The organism is Vibrio aquaticus (assembly GCF_003970385.1).
In the GTDB taxonomy this organism is placed as follows: domain Bacteria; phylum Pseudomonadota; class Gammaproteobacteria; order Enterobacterales; family Vibrionaceae; genus Vibrio; species Vibrio aquaticus.
In genome coordinates this window covers 1,097,235-1,119,593 of sequence record NZ_RXZH01000001.1, presented here as the reverse complement: position 1 = coordinate 1,119,593, position 22,359 = coordinate 1,097,235, and the positions used below count along the sequence as shown (strand labels likewise).

Here is a 22,359-nt window from a genome sequence, read left to right as displayed (position 1 = left end):
CATGGAAGCAGTAAAAAAACTTGTTGCCGCGAGCATCGCACTATTGCCACTGAGTACATTGGCGACCACGATCACCATCGACACTTGGAGTAACGAAGGTAAAGTATGGCAAGAGAAAATCCTGCCTGCTTTCTACCAGAAGCATCCAGATATCAAAGTTGAATTTAGAGAAGTCGCGTTTGGTGACTACGACCAAGCGATTCTAAACAAGGATGCAACGAGCGATATGCTCATGTGTCGCCCGTTTGATTCTTCGCTAGATTCCTACAAAGCAGGCGTATTACTCGAAGTCACCGAAATGGAAGGCATCGAAAACTTTCCAAGTTTTGCACAACAACCTTGGCAAACGGAGTCTGGCGCAACCACATTCTGTCTGCCGATGGCATCGGTTATTCACGGTTTTTTCTATAACAAGCAAATATTCCGCGAACTTGGCCTAAACGAGCCACAGACCCGAGATGAGTTTTATCAACTTCTTGATACCGTGAACAAAGACGGCCGCTACGATCCAATGACGATGGCGGTTAAAGACAAGTGGGTTCCAGCGACGCTCGCGTTCCAAAACATCGGCCCTAACTACTGGAACGGTGAGGATGGTCGTGTTGGTGTGATCCAAGGTACGCAACCAATCAATGCGCCTCACTATCGCGCGGTCTTTGAAGAACTCGCGACTTGGCCACAGTACCTCGGAACCAATTATCAAAACCGCACCTACGCTGACAGTATCGAGATCTTTAAATCAGGCAAAGCGGCGGTTTACCCTGCTGGCTCGTGGGGTATTCCCACTTTCCGTGATGAGATTGAACTCGGCGTGTTTAAGCCGCCTGTTGCCAAGCGCGGTGACGAGTGTTACTTCAGCGATCACACAGACATCGGTATCGGTATCAATAAGCATTCAGAGAATGTTGAAGCCGCAACCAAGCTACTCACTTGGATGACCACCGCCGAATTTGCAGAACTTCTGACTAACGCCCTTCCTGGCTTTTTCAGTCTTTCCAACCACTTTATTGAAGTGGATGATCCATCGGCAGCCACCATGCTTTCGTGGCGTAATGAATGTGACTCAACCATCCGAAGTGCCGCGCAATATTTAAGCCGTGGCGAGAACAGTTTGGAAGACAAAATTTGGAACACGACACACGGTGTCCTAGTTGGTGAGCAAACGCCTTACCGCGCCGCTCAAACGCTACAACAGAGTTTAAGCAGTTGGTATCCTCCCCAGCAAAAAATCAATAGCGAAGAGATCTGTTACTAAGAAATCTGATACTAAGAACGATGCCCTGCCAACTCGAGCGGGGCTTTTTATTTCCACGTTTCCATACACTTAATTGTTACCCAATCAAGACACCCCCTATTAAATCTAAATCCCTTAACCAATTGGTCCAGATCTACCCTCAAATAACATCTATTTATACTATTATCAATAATGAGAAACTGGAGATAGAAACACACTGAGGTGTACGATGAAACCAAGTAAAATTGCACAGCTACTCACGTTGATGCTGACACCGGTAGCCTTTCAAAGTGCAGCGGAGCAACCGACACATTCAACGGCAACAATGCAACTTGAAGCAAAGCAAACCTGTATTGTTCAATTCAATGATTCCATCAGTAAATTCGATGTCGATGGACGGGTTCGAGGTATGCTGAGCGCCTCCAATGCTCAAGCCAAGCATGTTTATAAACACTCGATCAAAGGCTTTGCCGTCAAGATGAGCTGTTCTGAGGCTCGATCCGCGTTCGGTAGCGATTCAGATATCGTCAGCTTTGAGCCCGATAGCTTGGTGTTTGTCAGCGCACCTCCTCCGGGAAAAGGAAAGAACAAAGATAACTCCGGCGATCCCCCGGCAAACCAACAAACGCCATGGGGTATTACAAGAGTCGGAGGCCCGGTTGATGGCAGCGGGAAAATAGCTTGGGTTATCGATACGGGCATCGACCTTGATCATCCCGACCTTAATGTTGATCGAGGGCTCGGGTTCTCTGCGTTTACCTCTGGTAAAGATCGTTCCCCTGATGATGGCCACGGCCATGGCACCCACGTAGCTGGCACAATTGCCGCTGTCGATAATAGTATTGATGTCGTCGGTGTTGCTGCTGGTGCGACGGTCGTGCCGATTAAAGTGCTCAATCGAAATGGTTCAGGAACAACATCAGGGGTAATTGCTGGTGTGGATTATGTGGCAAGTGTGGCTAACGGACAAGGCTGCGCCAACATAAGTTTAGGTGGTGGGGTAAGCCCATCGCTCGATGCTGCTGTTGAAGCTCTCGGGGGTAGTGGCGTTATGGTGTCACTTGCCGCCGGCAACAGCAGTCAAGATGCGAATAATGCGTCTCCTGCTCGAGCAAACGGTGCGAACATTTGGACCATTTCAGCCACCAATAGTAACGATGTATTTGCTTCATTCTCCAATTACGGCAATCCTCCGGTCGATTACGCTGCCCCAGGAGTCAGTGTTCTTTCAACCAAGAAAGGGGGCGGTACGGTCAGCTACAGCGGGACGTCGATGGCGGCCCCTCACGCCTGTGGTGTGTTGTTGATGACTAACGGTAGCCCGAATAGCAATGGTTTTGCGGTAGGCGATCCAGATGGAAGCCCAGACCCTATTATTAGCCTATAAAGAAAAATGCCCAGATGACTCATCTGGGCATTTTTACATCGTTTATTTAGCGAGCTTTTCTAACACTCGCATCAACAAGCGGATTCTCGGTTCGATAGACTCCAGCAGCAAATACTCTTGGTCGCTATGGAAACCAGCACCAATTGGCCCAAGCCCATCCAACGTCGGAACACCTAAAATAGCGGTATTGTTCGCATCTGAACCACCACCGACTTCCTTCCAGTTGATATCGATATCTAACTCATCTGCCGATTGCTCAACCAACGCCATTAAAGATTCCGTTTGTTCACTTGGCACCATAGAAGGTTTGTACGCTTCGCGCTCTAACTGTATAGACACACCATCTACAAACGAGCGCTGAGTCAGTCCATTCAATTCCGTGTCTACGTCATCATACTCAGCGTTGCTCCAGAATCGTACATCAACAATCGCTTCCGCATGCTCAGGAACAATGTTAGCGCCTGCGCCGCCAGATACGATACCAACATTAAGTGTTGTGCCCGATTCAAAGTTAGTCATGGCATTAATGGCAATGATCCAGTTAGCCATCTCAGTGATCGCACTGCGGCCATTCTCGGGTTCGTTACCTGCGTGAGCTGCAACACCACTAAAGGTCAACTTGTAGCGAGCCATACCTTTACGTGCTTTGACTAAACCACCATCGGCACGTGCGGCTTCCGCAACCAATACGTGTTTTGCTTGCTTCGCCGTTGCTTGAATCCAATCCACTGAATCTAATGAACCCGTTTCTTCGTCAGGGTTCATGCAAATGCAGATTGAAAGCTTATCCAGCACCGATTGATCAAGGTTGCGCATCGCATAAACCACGTTCAGTAGACCCGATTTCATGTCTGACACACCCGGACCGTAGGCTTTTTCAGCGTCTGTTGTCATTGGGCGAAGTTCAGCTGTCCCTACAGGGAACACTGTGTCCATGTGGCCAATCAGCATTACATCGATAGCTTCAGACTCTGGCTCATTACGAATTTCTAGGCCTACGCCCGCTTTGCCACAATCAATGCGTTTTACATTCCAGCCTGTCAGCTGCGCGAACTTCGCTTCAAACTGGTCTGCTACAACTTTGATGCCATCAACGGTATAAGTCCCGCAGTCAACATCAATCAAAGGGCGCAGTTCTTCTAAATATTCATTAAGTGAGAAATTCATCTTTACGCCCCTAAACGAATAAGTTCATGACTAGCATTGCACCGAATGCGTTCAGAACCGAGATGGCAATCATCACTGGAATGTAGCGACCTTCGGTACCAATTGGCCCCATGATGCGTCCCATGTACTGAACTTGAGAACCCATTAGGTAGATAGCAGGCGCGAGAATAGCGATATGCGCCCCATTAAGAATGCCTTGGTCAAACAGGGTAATGACTACACCCACAGCGCCGCCCATCGACATCCATGCGCCAATCAGCACAGCCGCCGCTTCACCCGGAAGACCAAATACCGCCATGATTGGCGCAAAGATGGTACCCATCGCGTCTAACGCACCAGTAATTTGCAGCGCTTTGATGATGACGAATGCCATCAGTACATTCGGTACCGTTGATGTTGTTGCGATAACCCAACCTTTCTTAGCACCTTCAACGAAGATGTCCGTTACCATCGGCTTTCTTGCTTTCACTTCGCTCATTATGCAGTCTCCTCTTTTAGGTTCTGGGCATCGTTATTTTTGTCTTCTTTGTCAGCTTTTCCTTCAGTCAGGTTTAGGTAGATGCGGAATAAGTTCGCGCCAACAAACTTAAACACGAACATGATCGCGACCGCCAAACCAATCGACGTCGTTACTGCTGTCGAGCCATCTGCCAGAGTCAAGGTAAAGAGGACTGCACCTGAAGAGAAGAAGTTCACGATGGTTGCACCTGCGGTGAACTGGAACATGGTAAAGACATCGGTCTCACGCTTAGTAAGTCGCCCTTCGTCTTTTAGCTGACGCGTCATCGCTGCACCTGCATCGGTACTTTGCAATGAAGCAATTAGCGCTAGGCCAGTGCTGCCCGGAACACCCATAAGTGGACGTAGTAAAGGAGTAAGCAGTTTACGAGCAGCATCGAGTGCGCCGTAATGCTCAAGAACGTTGATCACGCCTAGTGCAAACATCACTGTTGGGATAAGAGTTAACGCAAAAATAAAACCATCACGAGCACCGCTACCGCCTTTACCGCGTAGTGAGGTTGTTACCGCTTCGACACCTTCAGCGGTATCTTTTACATCGTAGGCTACCTTACCAAACGAGCCGTTTAAGGTTGTAAAATCGAGTACTCCATACCATTCGTTTGACTTCATCAAGCCAGAAAAGAATACCACCGCAAACGCGAGAGCAACGTAGCAACCCCACGTGACCTTGCGTTGCTTTTGAGTTGGATCAGACATAATTCACCTATGTTTTTATTATGTGGAACAGGACACATAGGATCTTGAGTTAAAGGGGATTAGAGAGTGATGATCAGAATCAAATAGTGATACAAACTATTAATAGACTTTAATGACTTATCATATTTTGTGATTCCGAGCATAAACAGCAATTAAAACCACACACAAAAATCAACATTGCATATCATAAAGATTCATACTTTAGTCATAATTGGTTAAATATCTGATGACAATTCAAACAGTTCAACCTATCTCACATATCCAATATCAATTCCTCACTAGAATGGATTCATCACAAAAACAATAACTTTCCAAGAATCTTACCAACACTTTCAAGGAGTGAAAGTATGAAGCTGCTGTGGTCTCTTTTCGTCACCCTACTGTTGCTGCCCGTATCGAGTTACGCTGCCACCTCTAGTGATCAAGTCTTACCTTTAACCCAATCCACCATTGGCTATGCGGCGCTGATCATCTTCGCTATTGCTTATACTTTGGTGATGCTCGAAGAGTATTTGCAGCTGCGCAAATCAAAGCCTGTTTTGCTAGCAGCCGGTATCATTTGGGCGATGATCGGTTACGTCTATTCCCAATACGATCAAATCGAAGTGGCGAAGGCAGCTTTAGAGCACAACTTACTTGAATACGCAGAGCTGCTGCTTTTCTTGCTTGTGGCGATGACGTACATCAGTGCGATGGAAGAACGCAGACTGTTCGATGCACTTCAAGCTTGGATGGTAGGGAAAGGCTTCAACTTCAAAACACTATTTTGGTTAACCGGTATTCTCGCGTTTTTTATCTCCCCAATTGCTGACAACCTTACCACCGCCCTACTGATGTGTGCAGTGGTGATGAAAGTTGGCGGGGATAATCCAAAATTCATTAACCTTGCTTGTATTAATATCGTTGTCGCTGCCAATGCCGGAGGCGCATTCAGCCCATTTGGAGACATCACCACACTGATGGTTTGGCAGGCCGGTCATGTTTCATTTGCTGAATTTATGCCATTGTTTGTCCCATCTGTGGTCAACTACGTGCTACCTGCTCTGATCATGTCGATGTTTGTGCCAAATACCGCGCCAAACGTTGTCCACCAGCATGTCGAACTAAAGCGTGGTGCTCGACGTATTGTGGCTCTGTTTATTCTAACCATTGCCACCGCCGTCGCCTTCCACGCTGTGCTCCATTTCCCACCCGTGATCGGCATGATGATGGGGCTCGCCTACTTACAGTTTTTCGGCTTCTTCTTGCGCAGAACACTCAAAGCATCGCTGCACAAGAAAGCCACCATTGCAATTGAAAACGGCGATGATCACGCCCTAAAACGCTTGGGTTCTGTTGTGCCCTTTGATGTATTTAGACGTGTTTCTCACGCCGAGTGGGATACGCTACTGTTCTTCTACGGCGTCGTGATGTGTGTCGGTGGCTTAAGCTTATTAGGTTACCTAGGAACCATTTCAGAAGTGATGTACACACAATGGGATCCGGTTTGGGCCAATGTGATGGTCGGGATCTTGTCAGCCATTGTCGATAACATTCCGGTGATGTTCGCTGTGCTGACCATGGAGCCATCGATGGATATGGGCAATTGGCTCTTGGTGACGCTCACCGCAGGGGTTGGAGGTAGCTTACTCTCTATTGGCTCTGCGGCCGGAGTTGCTTTGATGGGGGCAGCGCACGGAAAATATACCTTCTTTGGACATTTGAAGTGGATGCCGGTCATCGCCATCGGCTACATCGCGAGTATTGCCGTTCACTTGATGATGAACTCTGGGCTATTCAGTTCTTAATGTTCGTTGCTGTTTTCATGCCGCAATGCTATTTAGCGTGCGGCATTTTTCATTGTGACTGTTTTGACATTTCGCTTTCTAGCAACGAATAATCCAATCGTTTCAACCATGTAGGAGAGAGTTGATACTTTGCACACACGCTACAAGTAAGGAGTTCATTTTTGCCATGAATACGCATAACAATATCTTCTCGCTGTTCTTTCGAGCTATTGCGCATCTGGATAGAGAGGTGATTACCATCGACTTGGAATGACTTGGTAAAGTTTCCACCTTGTGGGCGAATAACGGTCACTTGAGCATTGTTGAACTCAAGCAGATCACCATTGTATTGATTTTCATAAACTCCGACAAAATCGTAGGTTTGCTTATTAAGCATACGTTCGGCGTCTTGCTCAGAGCAGCCAAGCAAAGTTAAGCTTGTAAAGCCAATCAAACCCAATATCATCACACTACGATTCATCATAATAAGTTACTCCCTAACCTTCTCCAGCTTGAGCAGCTTTTCTTTTCGCTCTACTCCGCCAGCATAGCCTGTCAGCTTTCCATTCTTACCAATCACTCGATGACACGGCACAATCACAGAAATCGGATTCTTCCCGTTCGCTAATCCTACTGCCCTAACCGCTTTAGGATTATCAATCGCATTGGCTAAGTCTTGATAGCTCCATGTTTCGCCATATGGGATCATGCTTAAAGCGTGCCACACTTTTTGCTGAAACTCTGTCCCTTTGGCGGCGAGCGGTAAATCAAACTGTTCGCGTTCACCCGCAAAATACTCCTGTAACTGTTTGATAGTATTAATAAGTATAGGATGCTTATCAGTATATTCACCAAGCTCCTCTGGTTGTGTGGTTTGTGTCTCAAACCACACACCCAACAAACCATGCTCATCTGACTGCATAGTAATTCGACCTAACGGAGAAGTAAATGAGGTGTAATATCGAATCATGAATGACTCCAACAATGAAAAGTCGCGTAGCTCCCCCATGGAGAAACGGATTGTACATCTAACTGTGAAAACTGCTTTAACGCTTTCTTCACGACTAAGTCGCCATCTAGAAAGCAGTTAGGTTCTGAACTCCCTCTCAAACGTGCATAATTGACCGTCCAAGGGCCGATGCCTTTAATTTCAAGCCACTGTTCAGGTGAGCTTTCTTGCTTATCCACCATAAACTCAGCAAATCGCTTCAAGGTCTCTTTCCTACTTTGAGGCATTTTGAGAAAAGACAAATCTGCTTGCGCCACGTCTTTAGGAACAGGGAAATTCGTCACGCTGTTTGGCTGTAAAGTATGGACGAGTAGATTCAGTTGCCCGATCGCCGCTTTAATCGAAACCTGCTGACCGAGAATCGCCCTCACACCCGCTTCCCAGACACTCCATACTCCTGGAATACGAATCCCCGACTGTTTGATAAGATCAGGCTCTAGCTCCGTTAGTTGCTGCTCAATAAGTGTCACATCGCAATCTAAATCTAACATTCTACGAACGTCATTCACCAGCGATCTGAGCAAGCCCATATTGTCTAACTGAAACTCCAAACGAATAATAGCTGACTTGGGATTCGACACTCGAAACCAGACTCTTTCTTTTCCATACATCACCGTACGTTGATAGCTGTTGTCTGTGACCGTCTCTAATCCCTCAACTGCTCTCAGTCGATAAAAACCGAGCATGAACTGCCAATCGAGTGGGCCTCTGAATGCCAAATCGAGAAAGTTGGTTTTATCTGATTCGATATCTTGCTTACGTACTTGAGAAGGTGTCAGTTTTAACAGCTGCTGAAAAGCGTCATTAAATCTGCGTACGCTGTTAAACCCACTCGCTAAAGCAATGTCGGTAATGGTGAGCTGAGTCGTATGCAGTAGCTGCTTGGCGAACATTAGCTGATAAGAGAGCGCGTATTGCTTAGGAGACATGCCTAAGTAGTGATTAAAGAGCTTTCTTAAATAGCGATCGGATATGCCCAAACGCTCGGCAAGTTCGCCAAGGGAGCAGTGGCTCAAAGCACCTTGCTCAATTAACGCTACGGCGCGCTGAAAGGTAGTCTCTACCCCTTTCCATGCCCACGAGCTTGGCGCACTGTCAGGTCGGCAGCGTAAACAGGGGCGAAATCCCGCTTGCAATGCCTGAGCCTTATCGAAGTAATATTCGACATTCTCTTCTTTCGGCAGGTTAGCAGGGCAAATGGGACGACAAAAAATCCCTGTTGTCTTCACTCCAATATAAAACCGACCATCAAAACGGGGATCACGCGACATACGTGCAATTTGACACTCTTTTTTACTAAATTCACCCAATCGTTCCATCTGATTTTTCACTATCCTTCAAGCTATTAAGCAAAAGTGTAAGTGAATGAGGGGTAATTACTAGCCATTTTCGGAACTCAATCTTAGTTGCGAAGCAAAAATCTTATTCTACGATTAAAGATGCAGACATATTAATAATAAGGAAGTTGGCTATGAACCTGCACTCTTGCACGATTGTGCTTAAAGGCGATCTCACTATGACGTGTGATGATGTCGAGAAGACACTTGGCATTATTGATGACCACGGCCCCACTAACATAGACCGTATATTGATTGATGCGTTTGATGGTCAATCCATACGCTCGTACCATGAAATGAGCATCGAGGAATCGATCGAGAGTTTAATGAGCCTCTAAAGTCCAACAAAAAAAGACAACCCTAATCGTGGGTTGTCTTTTTAAATATGGTTACTCATCTACCGGTAAATCAGCCATCTGTTGTAAGCTGAAAGCAGTAACGGGATCGATGGTTTTCACTAACTCTTCAACTTGTTTAATCGCCTCAACCGACGTACTCGCTTTGCGATAGCTTAAGTAGATCGGTCGATACCAATTCTCGACACCTTGAACCTTATTCAGTTGCCCGCTGGCTAAGAATGGCTCCACAAGTGAGGCCGGTAAGTAAGCACTTCCTCCCTTTTCAAGGATAAAATCTAATGCGATACGTGCGGTCGATGTACGTAGGTAAGGCGCTGGAATTTTAGGGTGTCGCTCTGCATGCTCTGAGGCAAACTTGGTGCCCCAATCGACATACACATACTTATCTTCAAAAACCGTCTCTAATGCTTCTTCTCGGGTAGAAACGAGTATCAGCACCACGTCTGCAACTTTCTTACAATTGAGTTCGTCCGCTTTGATTTGATCAAACGCAAACGCCATATCCAATGTACGTTCTTGCAACTGACGGTTCAGAACTTCACGGCCCATGATCTCAGCCATAAAGCCGTAACCTTCAAACTCATCCGTCACTAAGCTCAAACAGTTTTGTAGGTACGCATCCCATACGCTAGGTGTGCCACCCAACGTCAACTGAAGAGCTTTACCGCTTTCAAGAGACAGCTCCAGTTTGGCTTGCTGTAAGGTGCTAACCATCACTTCGGCATAACCGATCAAACGTTCGCCTGATGAAGTCAGTTTGATGTTATTGCGATCACGGATGAAGAGCTGCGTATCAAAATAACTTTCCAACTGCTTAATACGAGCGCTCACGGCAGCTTGTGTGATGTATAGGTTCTCTGCTGCTTTACCAAAATGTCTGACCTGAGCCAGTTCTAAAAACGTTCTAAAGACTTTTACGTCCATTGGGGTTCCTCTACCGACAATCTTATAAGGTTAGCAAGTCCGGTGAAATTTTATAATCTTCAAGTCACTAAAGTGTTATCTAAATTAAATAAAACTATTCAATAGTAAAGATAAAAAGGTTTTGTTTTTCTTTTATGAATTTTACGCCTACTTTTCGCTCTAGTTTACTCAGTAGGTATTTATAGAGGCTACCAAAATGTCTGACACTCAATTTCGTCATGGCAAAAAACGTTTTTACGACAACACTAAGTTCCCACGCGGCTTTGCCAAGTCTGGTGATTTTACGCTTGCAGAAGAAGAAATCCTAACCCTTTATGGTGATACCATGTTGGGCTTGGAATCTGGCGAGCTCCAAGCGGAAAACGCGGAAGAGAAACACTTCGTTAAGGTCTTGGTTCACCCTGGCAAAGCGAAGTCTAAACTAGAGCGTGTTTGGCTCAAGTACGTACAGCTAGCACGTGGACGTAAGCGTTTCCATACTCTAAACGGACGAACCAAGCCAGATGCGAGCAGCATTGAAGATTATTCAGATGATGTCAGCTTGGTTGAAGAAGACTAACGATGAATAAATCAAAAGCGAACCTACCCGTTCGCTTTTTTGTTGGTATTTTTTGTTGGTATTTTTTGTCGATTCTCCAGTACGTTACTTCAGAGGGTCATTGTCTGGTAAAGCACTGTGAATCCATAACGCCAATCGGTGCTTAATGTTTGCCCCATCGAGTTTGCTTTCTGGTAAAGGCGTAATCTGCTTCGCATCCACCAAAAATAGATAAACGGCTTTCACTTTCGTCGGTTGAGGGGATTGAGGAAGCTCGAAACCCTGCATTTTTGCCATTTTCACACCAATTTCGAGTGCTTTCTTAACCAACTTATCTTCATGTTCAAGTTTGGCAGTTTTTGACATATCTCTCGTCCTAGCTATTTATCTCTGATCAGTATATCAAAGCGTTCATCTCGTGCTTTTAACAGAGTCTCACTTTGCTAGCCGCGCCCTAAAAATTCGACTTAGAAAAAAATCGCCGACTTCACGGATGAAATCAGCGATTTAGAATAACCATTAGCGTAAGTTTAGTCTTGTTGCTGTAGCTTCTCTTTTGCTTCTTCAACTTTCGAGAAATCTAAACCAAGTTCTTCAACTGCTTCTTTAATTAGCGCAGGGTTTTGCATAACTTGACCCATCAGCAGTTGCAGCTTGTCTTGTGGCAGGCCTAGCTGACTGATTGTCGCCATTGCAGCAAGTGGGTTTTGCGTTAACGTCTGAAAAAGCTCGTTGATTTGCTCATCACTGATGTTGTTCTCTTTCAAAAGCGCAAGAATTGGGTTCATCACATTACCTTATCATCACTAAATACATTCGAATCATCTCGAACATTACCTTCGTTTATTACTATTTGGTATCCGTAGCCGTCATTTTCAAGTCGTAGAGAGAAGAATCTGTCCCTTCACCCGATATACACGAAAGTTTACAGCGTTTTCACAACCTTGCTCAGTCATTTTCAGCATCTTGCTTAGGCTAGGTAACATGTTGCTTACCTAACGCACCAAAACAACCCAAGCTACTGATTTATAACGACTTAGCTTTTCGGCATGACCGTTGCTCCTATATTCATGCATTTAAATTGTTTACTTAACACAACAAAGGAAAGTTCGTTATGCCAACTCCATGTTATATCTCAATTGACGGTGAAACTCAGGGACTCATTACGGCAGGCGCATGTACTGCAGATTCAATCGGTGACTCATTTGTTGAAGGCCATGAAGATGAAATGCTAGTACAGAAGTTTGATCATACCGTGACCGTACCGACTGACCCTCAGTCAGGCCAACCTTCAGGTCAACGTGTCCATAAGCCGTTCCAATTTACAGTGTCACTCAACAAAGCCGTACCTCTACTTTATAACGCACTCTCTTCGGGCGAGAAGATGAAGAGCGTTGAACTGAAATGGTACCGCACATCCATTGAAGGCAAGCAAGAAAACTTCTTCACAACAAAGCTTGAGAACGCCTCTATCGTGGATATAAATTGTGAAATGCCTCACTGCCAAGACCCATCAATGTCAGACTTCACCCAAAACCTAACCGTATCTATGTCTTACCGTAAGATCACATGGGATCACGTTAATGCGGGCACATCAGGTTCTGACGACTGGCGCAAGCCTATTGAAGCGTAATCTTACACGCATTCTAGCCCATCGAAATGGTGGGCTATTTCCTCCTGATTCTAACCGCAATTTTGATGCTTCTTGGCTCGGTGATTCAAAGGTGAAACAATGACCACTTTACACTTCACTCTCAATGTCGAAGGCCTAGATCAAAGCACCTTCGTGGTAACGAAATTCGAAGGTGACGAAGTTATCTCACAGCAAACAACGCAGTCAGCAGAGTGTTGTAACGGCTATCGCTATGATGTTCACTTGGCGAGTCGACATCCATCCATTGATCCGAATGACATCATCGATAAAACAGCTCAGTTAACGCTTTATCGCAATAATGAAGTCGTAAAGCGAGTGCACGGGGTTGTCTGCAATTTTAGTCGAGGAGACACCGGACACCATCATACCGTTTATGGTCTCACGCTGGTTCCTGCACTAGAACGGTTGTCATTAAGACAAAACAGCCGTATTTTTCAGCAAAAATCTGTGCCTGAGATCATCTCGATCTTGCTTAAAGAAATGAAAGTGGAGGACTTTGCTTTTTCAATTAGACAGGAATATCTCCCCCGCGAGTTCTGCGTCCAATATAACGAGACAGACTTAGATTTTGTGCATAGGTTACTCGCGGAAGAAGGGTTGGTTTACAGCTTTATTTTCACGCAAAAAAAGCACACACTGTTGTTCACTGATAGCAGTGCGAACCTTCCAAGCTTGTCCCTTTCAGTGCCTTATAATTCATTGGCCGGTGGCCATGCCGATGAAAGCTATATTCGTTCCCTGCACCGCTCGACAACTTCTCAAGAAAGTCATGCCATTTTAAAAGATCGCTTCTTTAAACAACCTAAATACTCGTTTTTGCATGAATCCATCGCACCAGATACAGACTACCAGCGCAATGATTATGAGTATTTTGACGCCATTGGGCGATTTAAATCCGATCCTTGTGGTGAAAAGTTCTCAAAAGTTCGCCTTGAATACCTCAGGCGCGAAGCATCAAAAATCCAAGGAAAAAGCGATGTTGCTAACCTTCAAGCCGGTTACAAATTTGACCTAACGGCTCATCTCGACAACGACTTTAACACTCAATGGCTACTGGTCTCAGTTCACCATCTAGGGGAACAGCCTCAAGCGCTAGAAGAAGCCGCGGGCGCTAATCCCACTACCTACTCAAACGACTTTGTCGCTATCCCTAAACACATCAATTGGCAAGGGCAACCAACCACCAAACCCATTATGAGTGGCCCACTGATTGCGACTGTCGTTGGGCCTGAAAATGAAGAGATTTACTGCGATGAATATGGCCGCGTGAAAGTCCAGTTTCCATGGGACCGATACTCTACCGGAGATGAACACAGTTCGTGTTGGATTCGCGTTGCCGAAGGTTGGGCAGGCATGATGGCAATACCAAGAGTGGGCCATGAAGTCATTGTTGAGTTTTTGCATGGCGATCCTGACCAACCCATCATTACTGGCCGAACATTCCATGCTACAAACACGCCACCTTATCCGTTGCCCAAGCACAAAACGAAAACCATCATCCGCACCGAAACACACCAAGGTGAAGGCTACAATGAATTGAGTTTTGAAGATCAATCCGGCAAAGAGCAGATTTTCATCCATGCTCAAAAAGATTGGGACAGTGAAATCAAACATGACCTCACCTTAGACATTCAGCGCGACAAACATCTCACCGTATCTGGCAACCAATACACTCAGGTACAAGGCAATGATCACCACACTGTCGAAGGGGAATCACGCAGCACCATTGGAAAAGAACGCACTTTGATTGTAGAGGGTGAGTTGCATCTTGAAGCAGGCACTGTTTGGGTCAATAAATCCGGTTCTGAGGTTCACATTAAAGCAGGCAATAAAGTCGTTATCGAGGCTGGCTCAGAAATCACAATGAAAGCCGCTGGCAGTTTCTTAAAAGTCGACCCTGCCGGAGTTCATTTGGTTGGAAACGCCGTAAACTTGAACTCTGGTGGTAGCGCGAGTAATGGCAGTGGCTTTTCTGGACAAGCGGTAAAACAATCTAGAACACTTCAAAACAACACTTCGATTAACGCCACACAACCTATCGAAATCAGTGCAAGCAAAACGAGTGACTCCCCTACTGTTGTACCTTTTCAAGCCAACGCTCAGGCTGAGAGCCTTCCAAATACAAGCACTGAAAAGAGTGAGAAGCAAACTACTACGAGCTCTTCTGAAAAAGTTGAATCCCTACGCTTAAAGTCAGCCCTACTTAATCCATCATTAACGCTCGATAAACTGGCTAATCGTGAGTCGCGTCCATATAAAATAGGCGCATCAGGCCAAGAAGTAGAATACATCCAACAAGCTCTGTTAAAACTAGGCTTTGACCTGGGTAAGTTTGGCGCAGATGGCGACTATGGTTCAACCACCGAGCATCAAGTTAAGCTTTTTCAAGAGAGCTACACGCAGACCAACCAAATCCACCTTGCTTATGAAGTTGGTGCCGTTGATGGCATTACTGGTCAAGGCACAATTCTCGGATTGGATGAAGCGCTAATTGAGGGTTGGGAGTATAAGTCTACTTGTAAATTGATGATAGACCACCAATTCATTCAGCAACTTGAAGGTAGCAAAACTGTTGGATACGTACCAGATCCTAAGAACAGTCAAAGTGGCGTCACTATTGCTACAGGCTTTGATTTAGGGGCTCGCTCGGTGACAGACCTCAAGAACTTGGGTCTACCCGAAGATTTGATTAATAGATTTTCGCCGTATGTAGGTTTAAAGAACCAGCCAGCTATCGAGAAACTTAATGCACTGCCATTGTCCATTACGACTGAAGAGTTAGAAGTGGTCAATGAGCTAGTTAAGAAGTCAGAAACGAACAAGTTAGTAAAAATGTACAATTCTTCTTCAAGCACAATTGAATTTGAGTGCTTACCAAAGGAGGCTCAAACTGTGATTGCGTCTGTAGCGTACCAGTATGGTTATTTACCACGAAGGACAACCGCTTTTTGGAAGCAATCAATAACCCAAGACTGGCTTTCGATGTACAACAATTTGATGGACTTTAAAGATAGCTACCCCACTAGAAGAAAGAAGGAAGCTTCATTAATTAAGGAATTAATATGAGACTATTTATTCTTATAATCGGAATCATTTGCTCGAGTTTATCTTGGTCTTCGGATCTGCAGAACATCTATAACAAGTTAGACATTACTACTTTCAATAGTTCTCTAATGCCTATGCGGTCTAACAACGAAACATATTTACCTGAGTTCGATCAGCTTCCTTCTCCAGTCTTTACAGAGCATGAAATTCAACTGGAAGATGAATACTGGTTCTATTCCATCAAGTTACTCAAAAAGAAGGGCGATAGCTTACATATTTGTTTTCTAGATCAGGCTAAGCAAGGTAACTACCACGCCCAAATACCATTAGTACTGAGGCAGTATGAGGAAAGGCTGGTTGCCATCGCTTTAAAGTCTGAGGTATGCGAATCATATGTGAAATAAACGAGTCGAGAGTGCCACCAAACTCTAAGCAGTCCCACACGAAAAAGAATGCCCCGCAAACTGCGGGGCTTCGTTTTATTTATGTCTCAAGTGCCTCAACTACTTCTTCGGCATTGGTAAGATTTCAAACATTCCATCAAACTTATCGAGTGTACCCGCTAATTGCTTGATGATTGAGGCATCTCCTTTAACGCCTGCTTGTCCTGACAGGAAGAGTTCATCTAAGGTTGTGTCACCTAGCACTACTTTCGTGAAGTCCGATTTATGAATAATCAGCTCAAAGTCCACGCTTGGGATATTGTCGACTTCAATGTTCGACATATTGGCATTAGAGACTTCACCGTAGTAACGCTCGCCAACGTCTGGGTGGTAAACCCCAAAGTTGAAATCTAGACCTGCGGCTTCCGCTTTCTGTGCATTTAACGTAACGGCGATAAAGTCTAGGAACATGCCTGTTGGTGTGTTCGCTATTACGTCTTCTGAAGCCAACTTGATTGAGGGTTGGATGTCGCCAGTACGTAGCTCTACGGCACCTTGCAAGTAGCTGTTTCGCCATGCCATGGTTTCAGACTGATAGCCTTGCTGTTCGAAACTGTCGGCCAGTGCAAAACGGTAATCAATGTTGCTCGGGTTACACAGAACGAGGTCATTAAACAATTGAGAAGCTTCTTGGTATTCACCTTGTTCGAAGTGCTTCATACCTGCTTTGTATAGCGTATCAGCACCAGCGGCATTCACATACACACAAGATTTCTCTACGCTTTGCAGCGGGTTGGTGTTAACTGGGTTCATGTCATGGTAACCCAAGTATAAGTTCACCACTGCACGCGCGTTATGGCTATAAGAACCGTGGTAACCATTGGTGTGCCAAGTGTCGATTTGAGATTGAGGAATAATCTTTTCAATCTCACGGCCAACGTCATTAATGGTGACCCCGTGGTTCGCTAGGCGCATCGCTTGGTTATGAATAAAGCCATAGTTATCGCGTTGCAGCGTCATGTATTCTGAGATTTCATTCACCTCAGTATTCGCATCATTCCACACAGGCGCTGAGTGTGCCGCGTGGATATTATCCACCAAGCCACCATCAACAAAACGCATCTTCAGCTCGGTCAGATATTTAGTCCAAACCAATGAATCACGTACTTTTGCACCTCGGAAAGTGTAGATATTGTGCATACCGTCGTACGTCAGTTCTGCTGTGTTCAAAGAGCGGTACTTAGGTACATAAAGTACAATTTCTGCTGGCGCTTCTGCACCTGGCATGTTGATCGCCAAGAACTCAAGGCCATCAATGGTAATGACTTTTTCACGCTCTTGAATTTCATGTGTCGGTGCAACTAAGGTGACTTTACCGCGAGATGTGCCTAAGCCCAGTGCGTTATCAACAATGCCTTTGGTGTTGTTATCTAGGGTCGTTCCGTATTGGTAGTTAGCACGACGCCCCATTGCGGTTCCGGCAATCACGTTCTCATCCGCTAGCTCTTTAATGAAGTCTTTCGGTGCGTAAATTTCTGCATCTTCGGCAAAGTCGCCAGACTCTACGACGCCACGAGAGCCTCCAAAGTGGTCAGCGTGCATGTGTGAGTAAATTAAACCAGTGATCTTATGCTCACCATTAATCGCTGGTAAATGCTCTTTAGCAAACTCCCAAGAGGCCGCCGCCGCTTCTTTGGATAGCAGAGGATCGTGAATCACATAACCGTTATCAGTGCGGTAGATGGTCATATTAGAAAGGTCCGCACCTCGAATTTGATAAACACCGTCGGTCACTTCATACAAGCCACCAGCAGCGTAGTTCAGCATACCTTGACGCCAAATCGATGGATTAACCGTAGGCGGCAGATCTTCAACGGACATATCCGTCATGTACTCAAATCTATTTTTGAGCTCGCCCGCTTCATGAGTCCCAAACTCAGCGATCAATCCACGTTTTGTGCGCTCAAAAGCAGACGTATCTTCCCAAGGTAAGCTTTTCGCCACGTCACTGTTGGCCGCTTTAGTATGCGCCGATGCAGGCTTACCTTCATAAGTGTCGATCGATGCATAGTCATTCGCCACAGCGCCAAATGATACGGCAATAGCTAATGATAAAATGGTAGGAGAAAAACGAGCTTTCATAACGAACCTCTTAGGTCTTGGTATTGGGTATGGGATTAAGATACCCCGTTGACACATAGCAATACATACATGAAACTGCATTTAAAACATCACAAAACGTTATGTAATGGTAGCTATGCTAAAGAATCTCGATTTAAATCTACTTAAAGTCTTCATCTCGGTTTACCGCCATGGGTCTATAACACTGGCAGCGGAAGAGATGGGGCTGACTCAACCAGGAGTCAGTGGATTACTAAAGCGGTTACAGAGCCAAGTGGGCAGCCCACTGTTCGTACGCTCGGGACGGGGCATTGCACCCACACACCACGCGCAAGAATTGATCCGTCAGGTTGAGCCCGCGCTAATACAAATTAGTAATGCGCTGGAAAATCTTGATGGGTTTAGTACGGAGCAACACAGAAAGTTTGTGGTGTATACCTCTGAGCCAGTAATGCTAATGTTGGTACCAAAAATCGAAGCTGACACTACACTAGGCAACGTAACCATTGAGCTTCAATCGACGCACTCGAATGAAGAACAGCTGTTGCATGGACTGAATCAGCACCAAGCCGATCTCGCGATAGAATTTGCCGAGCATTCAACCAAAGCGTATTTCACAGAACCTCTGTTTGAAGACAATATTTGTGTGATAGCAAGAAAAGGGCACCCGAGAATTTCAAGTAAGATCGACAAAGCGCAGTTTTACAACGAAAAGCACATCACGCTAAAACTGCGCCGAGAAGATGCTTACCTTGCTGACTACTTCACCGAAGAGAACTTGAGTGAACGTAAAGTCGCGGCTGAATGCACTTCACTAGTTTCGCAAATGTCGATGGTGTCTACCTGCGATTGCATTGCCACTATGACTAGGAGCATTGCAAAACTGTTTGCTGATAAGTTGGATATTCAAGTGATTGATTCCCCTTTCACTGACATCCCAATTCGTTATCGTCTTATGGCGCACAATCGCGACCGAAACAGCCCATCCAATATATGGCTAAGAGACAAGCTAAAATCTTACTTTGACTAAGGCAAAGGAGTAATATTGTCGTTTCGAAGCGCTGAACTCGATTTCGTGTCATTCATCTCAGGCCAGTAACAACGGAAATACTCATGGATCTCAATTTACTCAAAACATTCGATGTAGTCATGAAGACTCGCAGTGTTAATGATGCTGCTGACCGCTTAGAGATAACTGCTCCCGCAGTCAGCCATGCGCTCAATAGGCTCAGAGAGCAATATCAAGATCCACTCTTTATCCGCAAAGGACGCGGCATTGCACCAACCAACTTCGCGATAGAGCTGCATGAAGAGATTCAAGAGCCACTGTCGTTACTATTAAACGGTGCCAAGTCGCGTCAACAGTTCAGCCCTGAATTAAGTCAGCGCACTTTCCGACTCTCTAGCCATAAAGATCTCGATTTGATCCTAGTCCCCCCGCTCGTTCAGTATCGAGACCAACACGCACCGAACGTGAAACTTACCGCCGATGTTGAATATGACGACGAAACGCAGCGTCAGGCAAATTTGCGTATGCGTCGAGTCGATTTAGTGATCGCAACCACACCACTGAATGAACACGGTTATCACAACGAACTGTTATTAGAGCTCCCTCTTGTGGTGGTTTGCCATCGTGACCATCCGCGTATTCAAGGCAGTATCAGTCATCAACAGTTCTTTGCAGAGAAACACTTATTGTGGGGCACTCAACGCCTTAACCAAGATATCGTCGACTCTTTGGCAATTGAGCCACAGCCCTCACGTGATATCGCCTACAAAACCGACTCGATCTGTAATGCCGTAATGATGGCAGCCCAAACGGACTGGCTATGTGTAACGAGTCAATGGCATGCCAACCTATTAGCCCCCGCACATCAGATGCAAGTACTCCCGCTCCCTTTTGACCTAAAGACCCTACCCGTTTATATGACCTGGCATCATTCTCAACAGCAAGATACTGGTCACCAATGGCTAAAAGAGACCTTACTTCAAGTGACTCACCTGCATCGAAACAGCTAATTAATTAAATAAAACTAAATCCACATTTAAACTTTGCCCTATCGATTGATAAATCCATGTTTTCTAAACTCTCTCCATCAACGGCGGAAATCCAATCCGCCAAATAAGAGAGAGACCATATATGAAACTTCAAAAATCAATCGTGTCACTGGCTATCATTGCCACTCTTGCTCCAGCATTTAGCTTTGCTGCGCCAACAACGAGCACATCCAAAGACGCTTCTAAATTCACCATTACCAAAAACGAACAACTGAAGCAGTATCTAGACTTTGCAAACCAAGGGGATTTTGACAACGCATCTCATGGCTTTATTGCAACTTGGCCCGAGCAGACCATAAAAGATGCCGATGGAAAGGTTATTTGGGATTTCAGTAAATATGACTTTATCGATCAAAACCAAGGCACAGATACCATCAACCCTTCACTTCTTCGCCAGGCAAAACTGAACAACATTGATGGCTTATTCAAAATCAAAGAGGGGATTTATCAGGTTCGCGGCTTTGATCTATCTGTCATGTCATTCATTCGCGGTGATGATGGCTGGGTAGTGGTTGACCCACTTATTTCACCAGAAACTGCCGCAGCTGGCCTCAAGCTGTTACGCGATCACGTAGAAGATTTACCTGTGACTGGGGTTATCTTTACTCACTCACACGTTGACCACTTTGGCGGCATTTTAGGCGTGACAAGCCAAGCAGACATAGACGCAGGTAAAGTCGATATCCTCGCGCCAGAGGGCTTCTTCGACCACTCGATTGCAGAAAACCTAATGGCTGGTAACACTATGTCTCGCCGCGCTTCCTATATGTACGGTAACTTACTGGAAGCAAGCAGTAAGGGACAAGTGGACGGTGGCTTGGGTAAGACTACCTCTTCAGGTTCACCGGGCATTGTAAAACCAACACACATCGCCAACATTACAGGACAAGAAATGGAAGTAGATGGCGTGAAACTTGAAGTCGTCATGGCTCAAGAGTCAGAGGCACCATCAGAGTTCATGTTCTATTTCCCGCAATACAAAACCATGATGGCAGCTGAGGTGATGACGCATACGGTGCACAACATCTCGACGCTACGCGGTGCTAAAACGCGAGATGCTTCCTCTTGGGCCGATTACATCGATGATGTTCTGCATGCCTATGGCGACAAAGCGGATACTATGATTGCTTCTCACCACTGGCCTACATTCGGCAAAGAGAACATTCAGAATCAGCTAGAGAAAACGCGTGATATGTACAAATTTGTTCACGACCAAACATTGCGTTTAGCCAACAAGGGCTACACACCAAATGAAATTTCGGCGTCGATCAAACTGCCAGATTCACTTGGCAAAGAATGGTACAACCGCGGCTACTACGGCACGGTGTCACACAATGCCCGAGCAACCTATGACTTCTATTTTGGCGCCTGGTGGGATGGCAACCCGGCTAACTTAAACCCACTCACTCCAACAGAGCAAGGCACAAAATACGTTGAAGCAATGGGCGGTGAAGATAAGGTGATCAGTCTTGCTGAAACTGCGATTGAGAAGGGCGAATATCGCTGGGCTGTCACCCTGCTAAACAATGTTACGTTTGCTAATCCAGACAATATGGATGCTCGCTACCTTGAAGCCGATGCGATGGAGCAATTAGGTTATCAAGCGGAGTCTGGCCCATGGCGTAATTACTACCTAGGCGGTGCGAAAGAACTGCGTGAAGGTATCAAACCGGTAGCCACACCAAACACAGCCGCGATTGCTAAAAATATGCCGTTTGATCAGTTCATGAACTACCTTGGCGTAACAGTGAAACCGGAGGCCGCGAAAGGCTTAGATATTAAGGTCAACATTGATGTCACTGGCGATGGTCAATATGCGATGGATCTAAGCAACTCGGTACTGAAGTCATACTCCGGCAAGCAGTTTAATGATGCAGATTTAACCATCACCATGACGCGTCAAGCGTTTGAAAACATGATGACGAAACAAGCCACATTGCAAGATGAAATGAAGGCAGGTGACTTTAGCGTTTCAAACCCAGCGCAATTCAAGACGCTGATGTCTGTCTTCGACAAATTTGATATGTGGTTCGGTGTCGTTACCCCATAAATCAAATCAACCATAAATAGGTTACTAACTCAAAGCCCGTTTAGTCCACGGGCTTTTTTTATAAACAACCTCCAAACTTATGCACCCTGCTTACTATATTGAAATCTCA

General features: G+C 45.6%; 20 protein-coding genes. 10 read left to right on the top strand and 10 right to left on the bottom strand.

Annotated features, from left to right (window positions below; all coding sequences use genetic code 11):
• The first annotated feature begins 1 nt into the window (after position 1).
• Positions 2 to 1,255, top strand: a complete 1,254-nt coding sequence (locus EJ063_RS04780; protein ID WP_126572853.1) for an ABC transporter substrate-binding protein — start codon at positions 2 to 4, stop codon at positions 1,253 to 1,255.
• 208 nt (positions 1,256 to 1,463) lie between these two features.
• Positions 1,464 to 2,621 carry a S8 family serine peptidase gene (locus EJ063_RS04775; protein WP_126572852.1) on the top strand — a complete coding sequence of 386 codons (1,158 nt, stop codon included), beginning with the start codon at positions 1,464 to 1,466 and terminating at the stop codon, positions 2,619 to 2,621.
• Positions 2,622 to 2,663: 42 nt separating this feature from the next.
• Here EJ063_RS04775 and EJ063_RS04770 read toward each other — a convergent pair whose 3' ends face one another.
• From EJ063_RS04770 to EJ063_RS04760, 3 genes are read right to left on the bottom strand one after another with little or no spacing between them, the layout of a single operon-like run.
• A complete protein-coding gene (locus EJ063_RS04770) occupies positions 2,664 to 3,788 on the bottom strand; it encodes a M20 family metallopeptidase (protein WP_126572851.1) in 1,125 nt (374 codons plus the stop codon).
• Between the two features lie 10 nt (positions 3,789 to 3,798).
• On the bottom strand, positions 3,799 to 4,266 hold the full coding sequence (locus tag EJ063_RS04765; protein WP_126572850.1) for a YjiG family protein: 468 nt from the start codon (positions 4,264 to 4,266) through the stop codon (positions 3,799 to 3,801).
• Positions 4,266 to 5,006: a nucleoside recognition domain-containing protein gene (locus EJ063_RS04760; protein WP_126572849.1), complete on the bottom strand. Its 741-nt coding sequence runs from the start codon at positions 5,004 to 5,006 to the stop codon at positions 4,266 to 4,268. Before EJ063_RS04760 ends, EJ063_RS04765 begins: the two co-directional genes overlap by 1 nt.
• 347 nt (positions 5,007 to 5,353) lie before the next feature.
• On the opposite strand from EJ063_RS04760, the gene nhaD reads away from it, so the two are divergent.
• On the top strand, positions 5,354 to 6,793 hold the full coding sequence (gene nhaD / locus EJ063_RS04755) for a sodium:proton antiporter NhaD (protein ID WP_126572848.1): 1,440 nt from the start codon (positions 5,354 to 5,356) through the stop codon (positions 6,791 to 6,793).
• Positions 6,794 to 6,842: 49 nt separating this feature from the next.
• Here nhaD and EJ063_RS04750 read toward each other — a convergent pair whose 3' ends face one another.
• Genes EJ063_RS04750 through EJ063_RS04740 form a run of 3 tightly spaced genes read right to left on the bottom strand, consistent with a single transcriptional unit; the run spans position 6,843 to position 9,100 of the window.
• Positions 6,843 to 7,256: a hypothetical protein gene (locus tag EJ063_RS04750; protein ID WP_126572847.1), complete on the bottom strand. Its 414-nt coding sequence runs from the start codon at positions 7,254 to 7,256 to the stop codon at positions 6,843 to 6,845.
• Between the two features lie 6 nt (positions 7,257 to 7,262).
• Positions 7,263 to 7,742 (bottom strand): methylated-DNA--[protein]-cysteine S-methyltransferase, encoded by a 480-nt coding sequence (locus EJ063_RS04745; RefSeq protein ID WP_126572846.1) that lies wholly within the window; start codon positions 7,740 to 7,742, stop codon positions 7,263 to 7,265.
• Complete coding sequence (locus EJ063_RS04740) at positions 7,739 to 9,100, bottom strand: DNA-3-methyladenine glycosylase 2 family protein (RefSeq protein ID WP_126573116.1); 1,362 nt, start codon at positions 9,098 to 9,100, stop codon at positions 7,739 to 7,741. The genes EJ063_RS04745 and EJ063_RS04740 overlap by 4 nt, the downstream gene beginning before the upstream one ends.
• Positions 9,101 to 9,252: 152 nt before the next feature.
• Between EJ063_RS04740 and EJ063_RS04735 the strand changes: the two genes are divergently transcribed.
• Positions 9,253 to 9,456, top strand: coding sequence for a hypothetical protein (locus EJ063_RS04735; protein WP_126572845.1), 204 nt, complete (start codon positions 9,253 to 9,255; stop codon positions 9,454 to 9,456).
• Positions 9,457 to 9,507: 51 nt separating this feature from the next.
• Here the strand turns inward: EJ063_RS04735 and EJ063_RS04730 are convergent, their stop codons facing one another.
• On the bottom strand, positions 9,508 to 10,401 hold the full coding sequence (locus EJ063_RS04730; protein WP_126572844.1) for a LysR family transcriptional regulator: 894 nt from the start codon (positions 10,399 to 10,401) through the stop codon (positions 9,508 to 9,510).
• 196 nt (positions 10,402 to 10,597) lie between these two features.
• Here EJ063_RS04730 and EJ063_RS04725 point away from each other — a divergent pair, with 196 nt between their 5' ends.
• The gene (locus tag EJ063_RS04725) at positions 10,598 to 10,960 is read left to right on the top strand and encodes a MaoP family protein (RefSeq protein WP_126572843.1); all 363 of its coding nucleotides are present in this window, start codon (positions 10,598 to 10,600) and stop codon (positions 10,958 to 10,960) included.
• An 84-nt stretch (positions 10,961 to 11,044) separates the two neighbouring features.
• Here EJ063_RS04725 and EJ063_RS04720 read toward each other — a convergent pair whose 3' ends face one another.
• Both EJ063_RS04720 and EJ063_RS04715 read right to left on the bottom strand, forming a co-directional pair.
• Positions 11,045 to 11,305 carry a DUF5062 family protein gene (locus tag EJ063_RS04720; protein ID WP_126572842.1) on the bottom strand — a complete coding sequence of 87 codons (261 nt, stop codon included), beginning with the start codon at positions 11,303 to 11,305 and terminating at the stop codon, positions 11,045 to 11,047.
• A gap of 164 nt (positions 11,306 to 11,469) precedes the next feature.
• A complete protein-coding gene (locus tag EJ063_RS04715) occupies positions 11,470 to 11,727 on the bottom strand; it encodes a DUF2999 family protein (protein WP_126572841.1) in 258 nt (85 codons plus the stop codon).
• Positions 11,728 to 12,053: 326 nt separating this feature from the next.
• Here EJ063_RS04715 and EJ063_RS04710 point away from each other — a divergent pair, with 326 nt between their 5' ends.
• On the top strand, positions 12,054 to 12,572 hold the full coding sequence (locus tag EJ063_RS04710) for an Hcp family type VI secretion system effector (protein ID WP_126572840.1): 519 nt from the start codon (positions 12,054 to 12,056) through the stop codon (positions 12,570 to 12,572).
• A 99-nt stretch (positions 12,573 to 12,671) separates the two neighbouring features.
• A complete protein-coding gene (gene tssI / locus EJ063_RS04705) occupies positions 12,672 to 15,659 on the top strand; it encodes a type VI secretion system tip protein TssI/VgrG (RefSeq protein ID WP_126572839.1) in 2,988 nt (995 codons plus the stop codon).
• A 482-nt stretch (positions 15,660 to 16,141) separates the two neighbouring features.
• Here the strand turns inward: tssI and EJ063_RS04700 are convergent, their stop codons facing one another.
• The gene (locus EJ063_RS04700; RefSeq protein ID WP_126572838.1) at positions 16,142 to 18,163 is read right to left on the bottom strand and encodes an alkyl/aryl-sulfatase; all 2,022 of its coding nucleotides are present in this window, start codon (positions 18,161 to 18,163) and stop codon (positions 16,142 to 16,144) included.
• A 115-nt stretch (positions 18,164 to 18,278) separates the two neighbouring features.
• Here EJ063_RS04700 and EJ063_RS04695 point away from each other — a divergent pair, with 115 nt between their 5' ends.
• The 3 genes from EJ063_RS04695 (at position 18,279) to EJ063_RS04685 (ending at position 22,250) form a co-directional block, all read left to right on the top strand.
• On the top strand, positions 18,279 to 19,172 hold the full coding sequence (locus tag EJ063_RS04695) for a LysR family transcriptional regulator (RefSeq protein ID WP_126572837.1): 894 nt from the start codon (positions 18,279 to 18,281) through the stop codon (positions 19,170 to 19,172).
• An 83-nt stretch (positions 19,173 to 19,255) separates the two neighbouring features.
• The gene (locus EJ063_RS04690; protein WP_126572836.1) at positions 19,256 to 20,161 is read left to right on the top strand and encodes a LysR family transcriptional regulator; all 906 of its coding nucleotides are present in this window, start codon (positions 19,256 to 19,258) and stop codon (positions 20,159 to 20,161) included.
• Positions 20,162 to 20,282: 121 nt separating this feature from the next.
• On the top strand, positions 20,283 to 22,250 hold the full coding sequence (locus EJ063_RS04685; RefSeq protein ID WP_126572835.1) for an alkyl/aryl-sulfatase: 1,968 nt from the start codon (positions 20,283 to 20,285) through the stop codon (positions 22,248 to 22,250).
• The last annotated feature ends 109 nt before the right edge of the window (positions 22,251 to 22,359 follow it).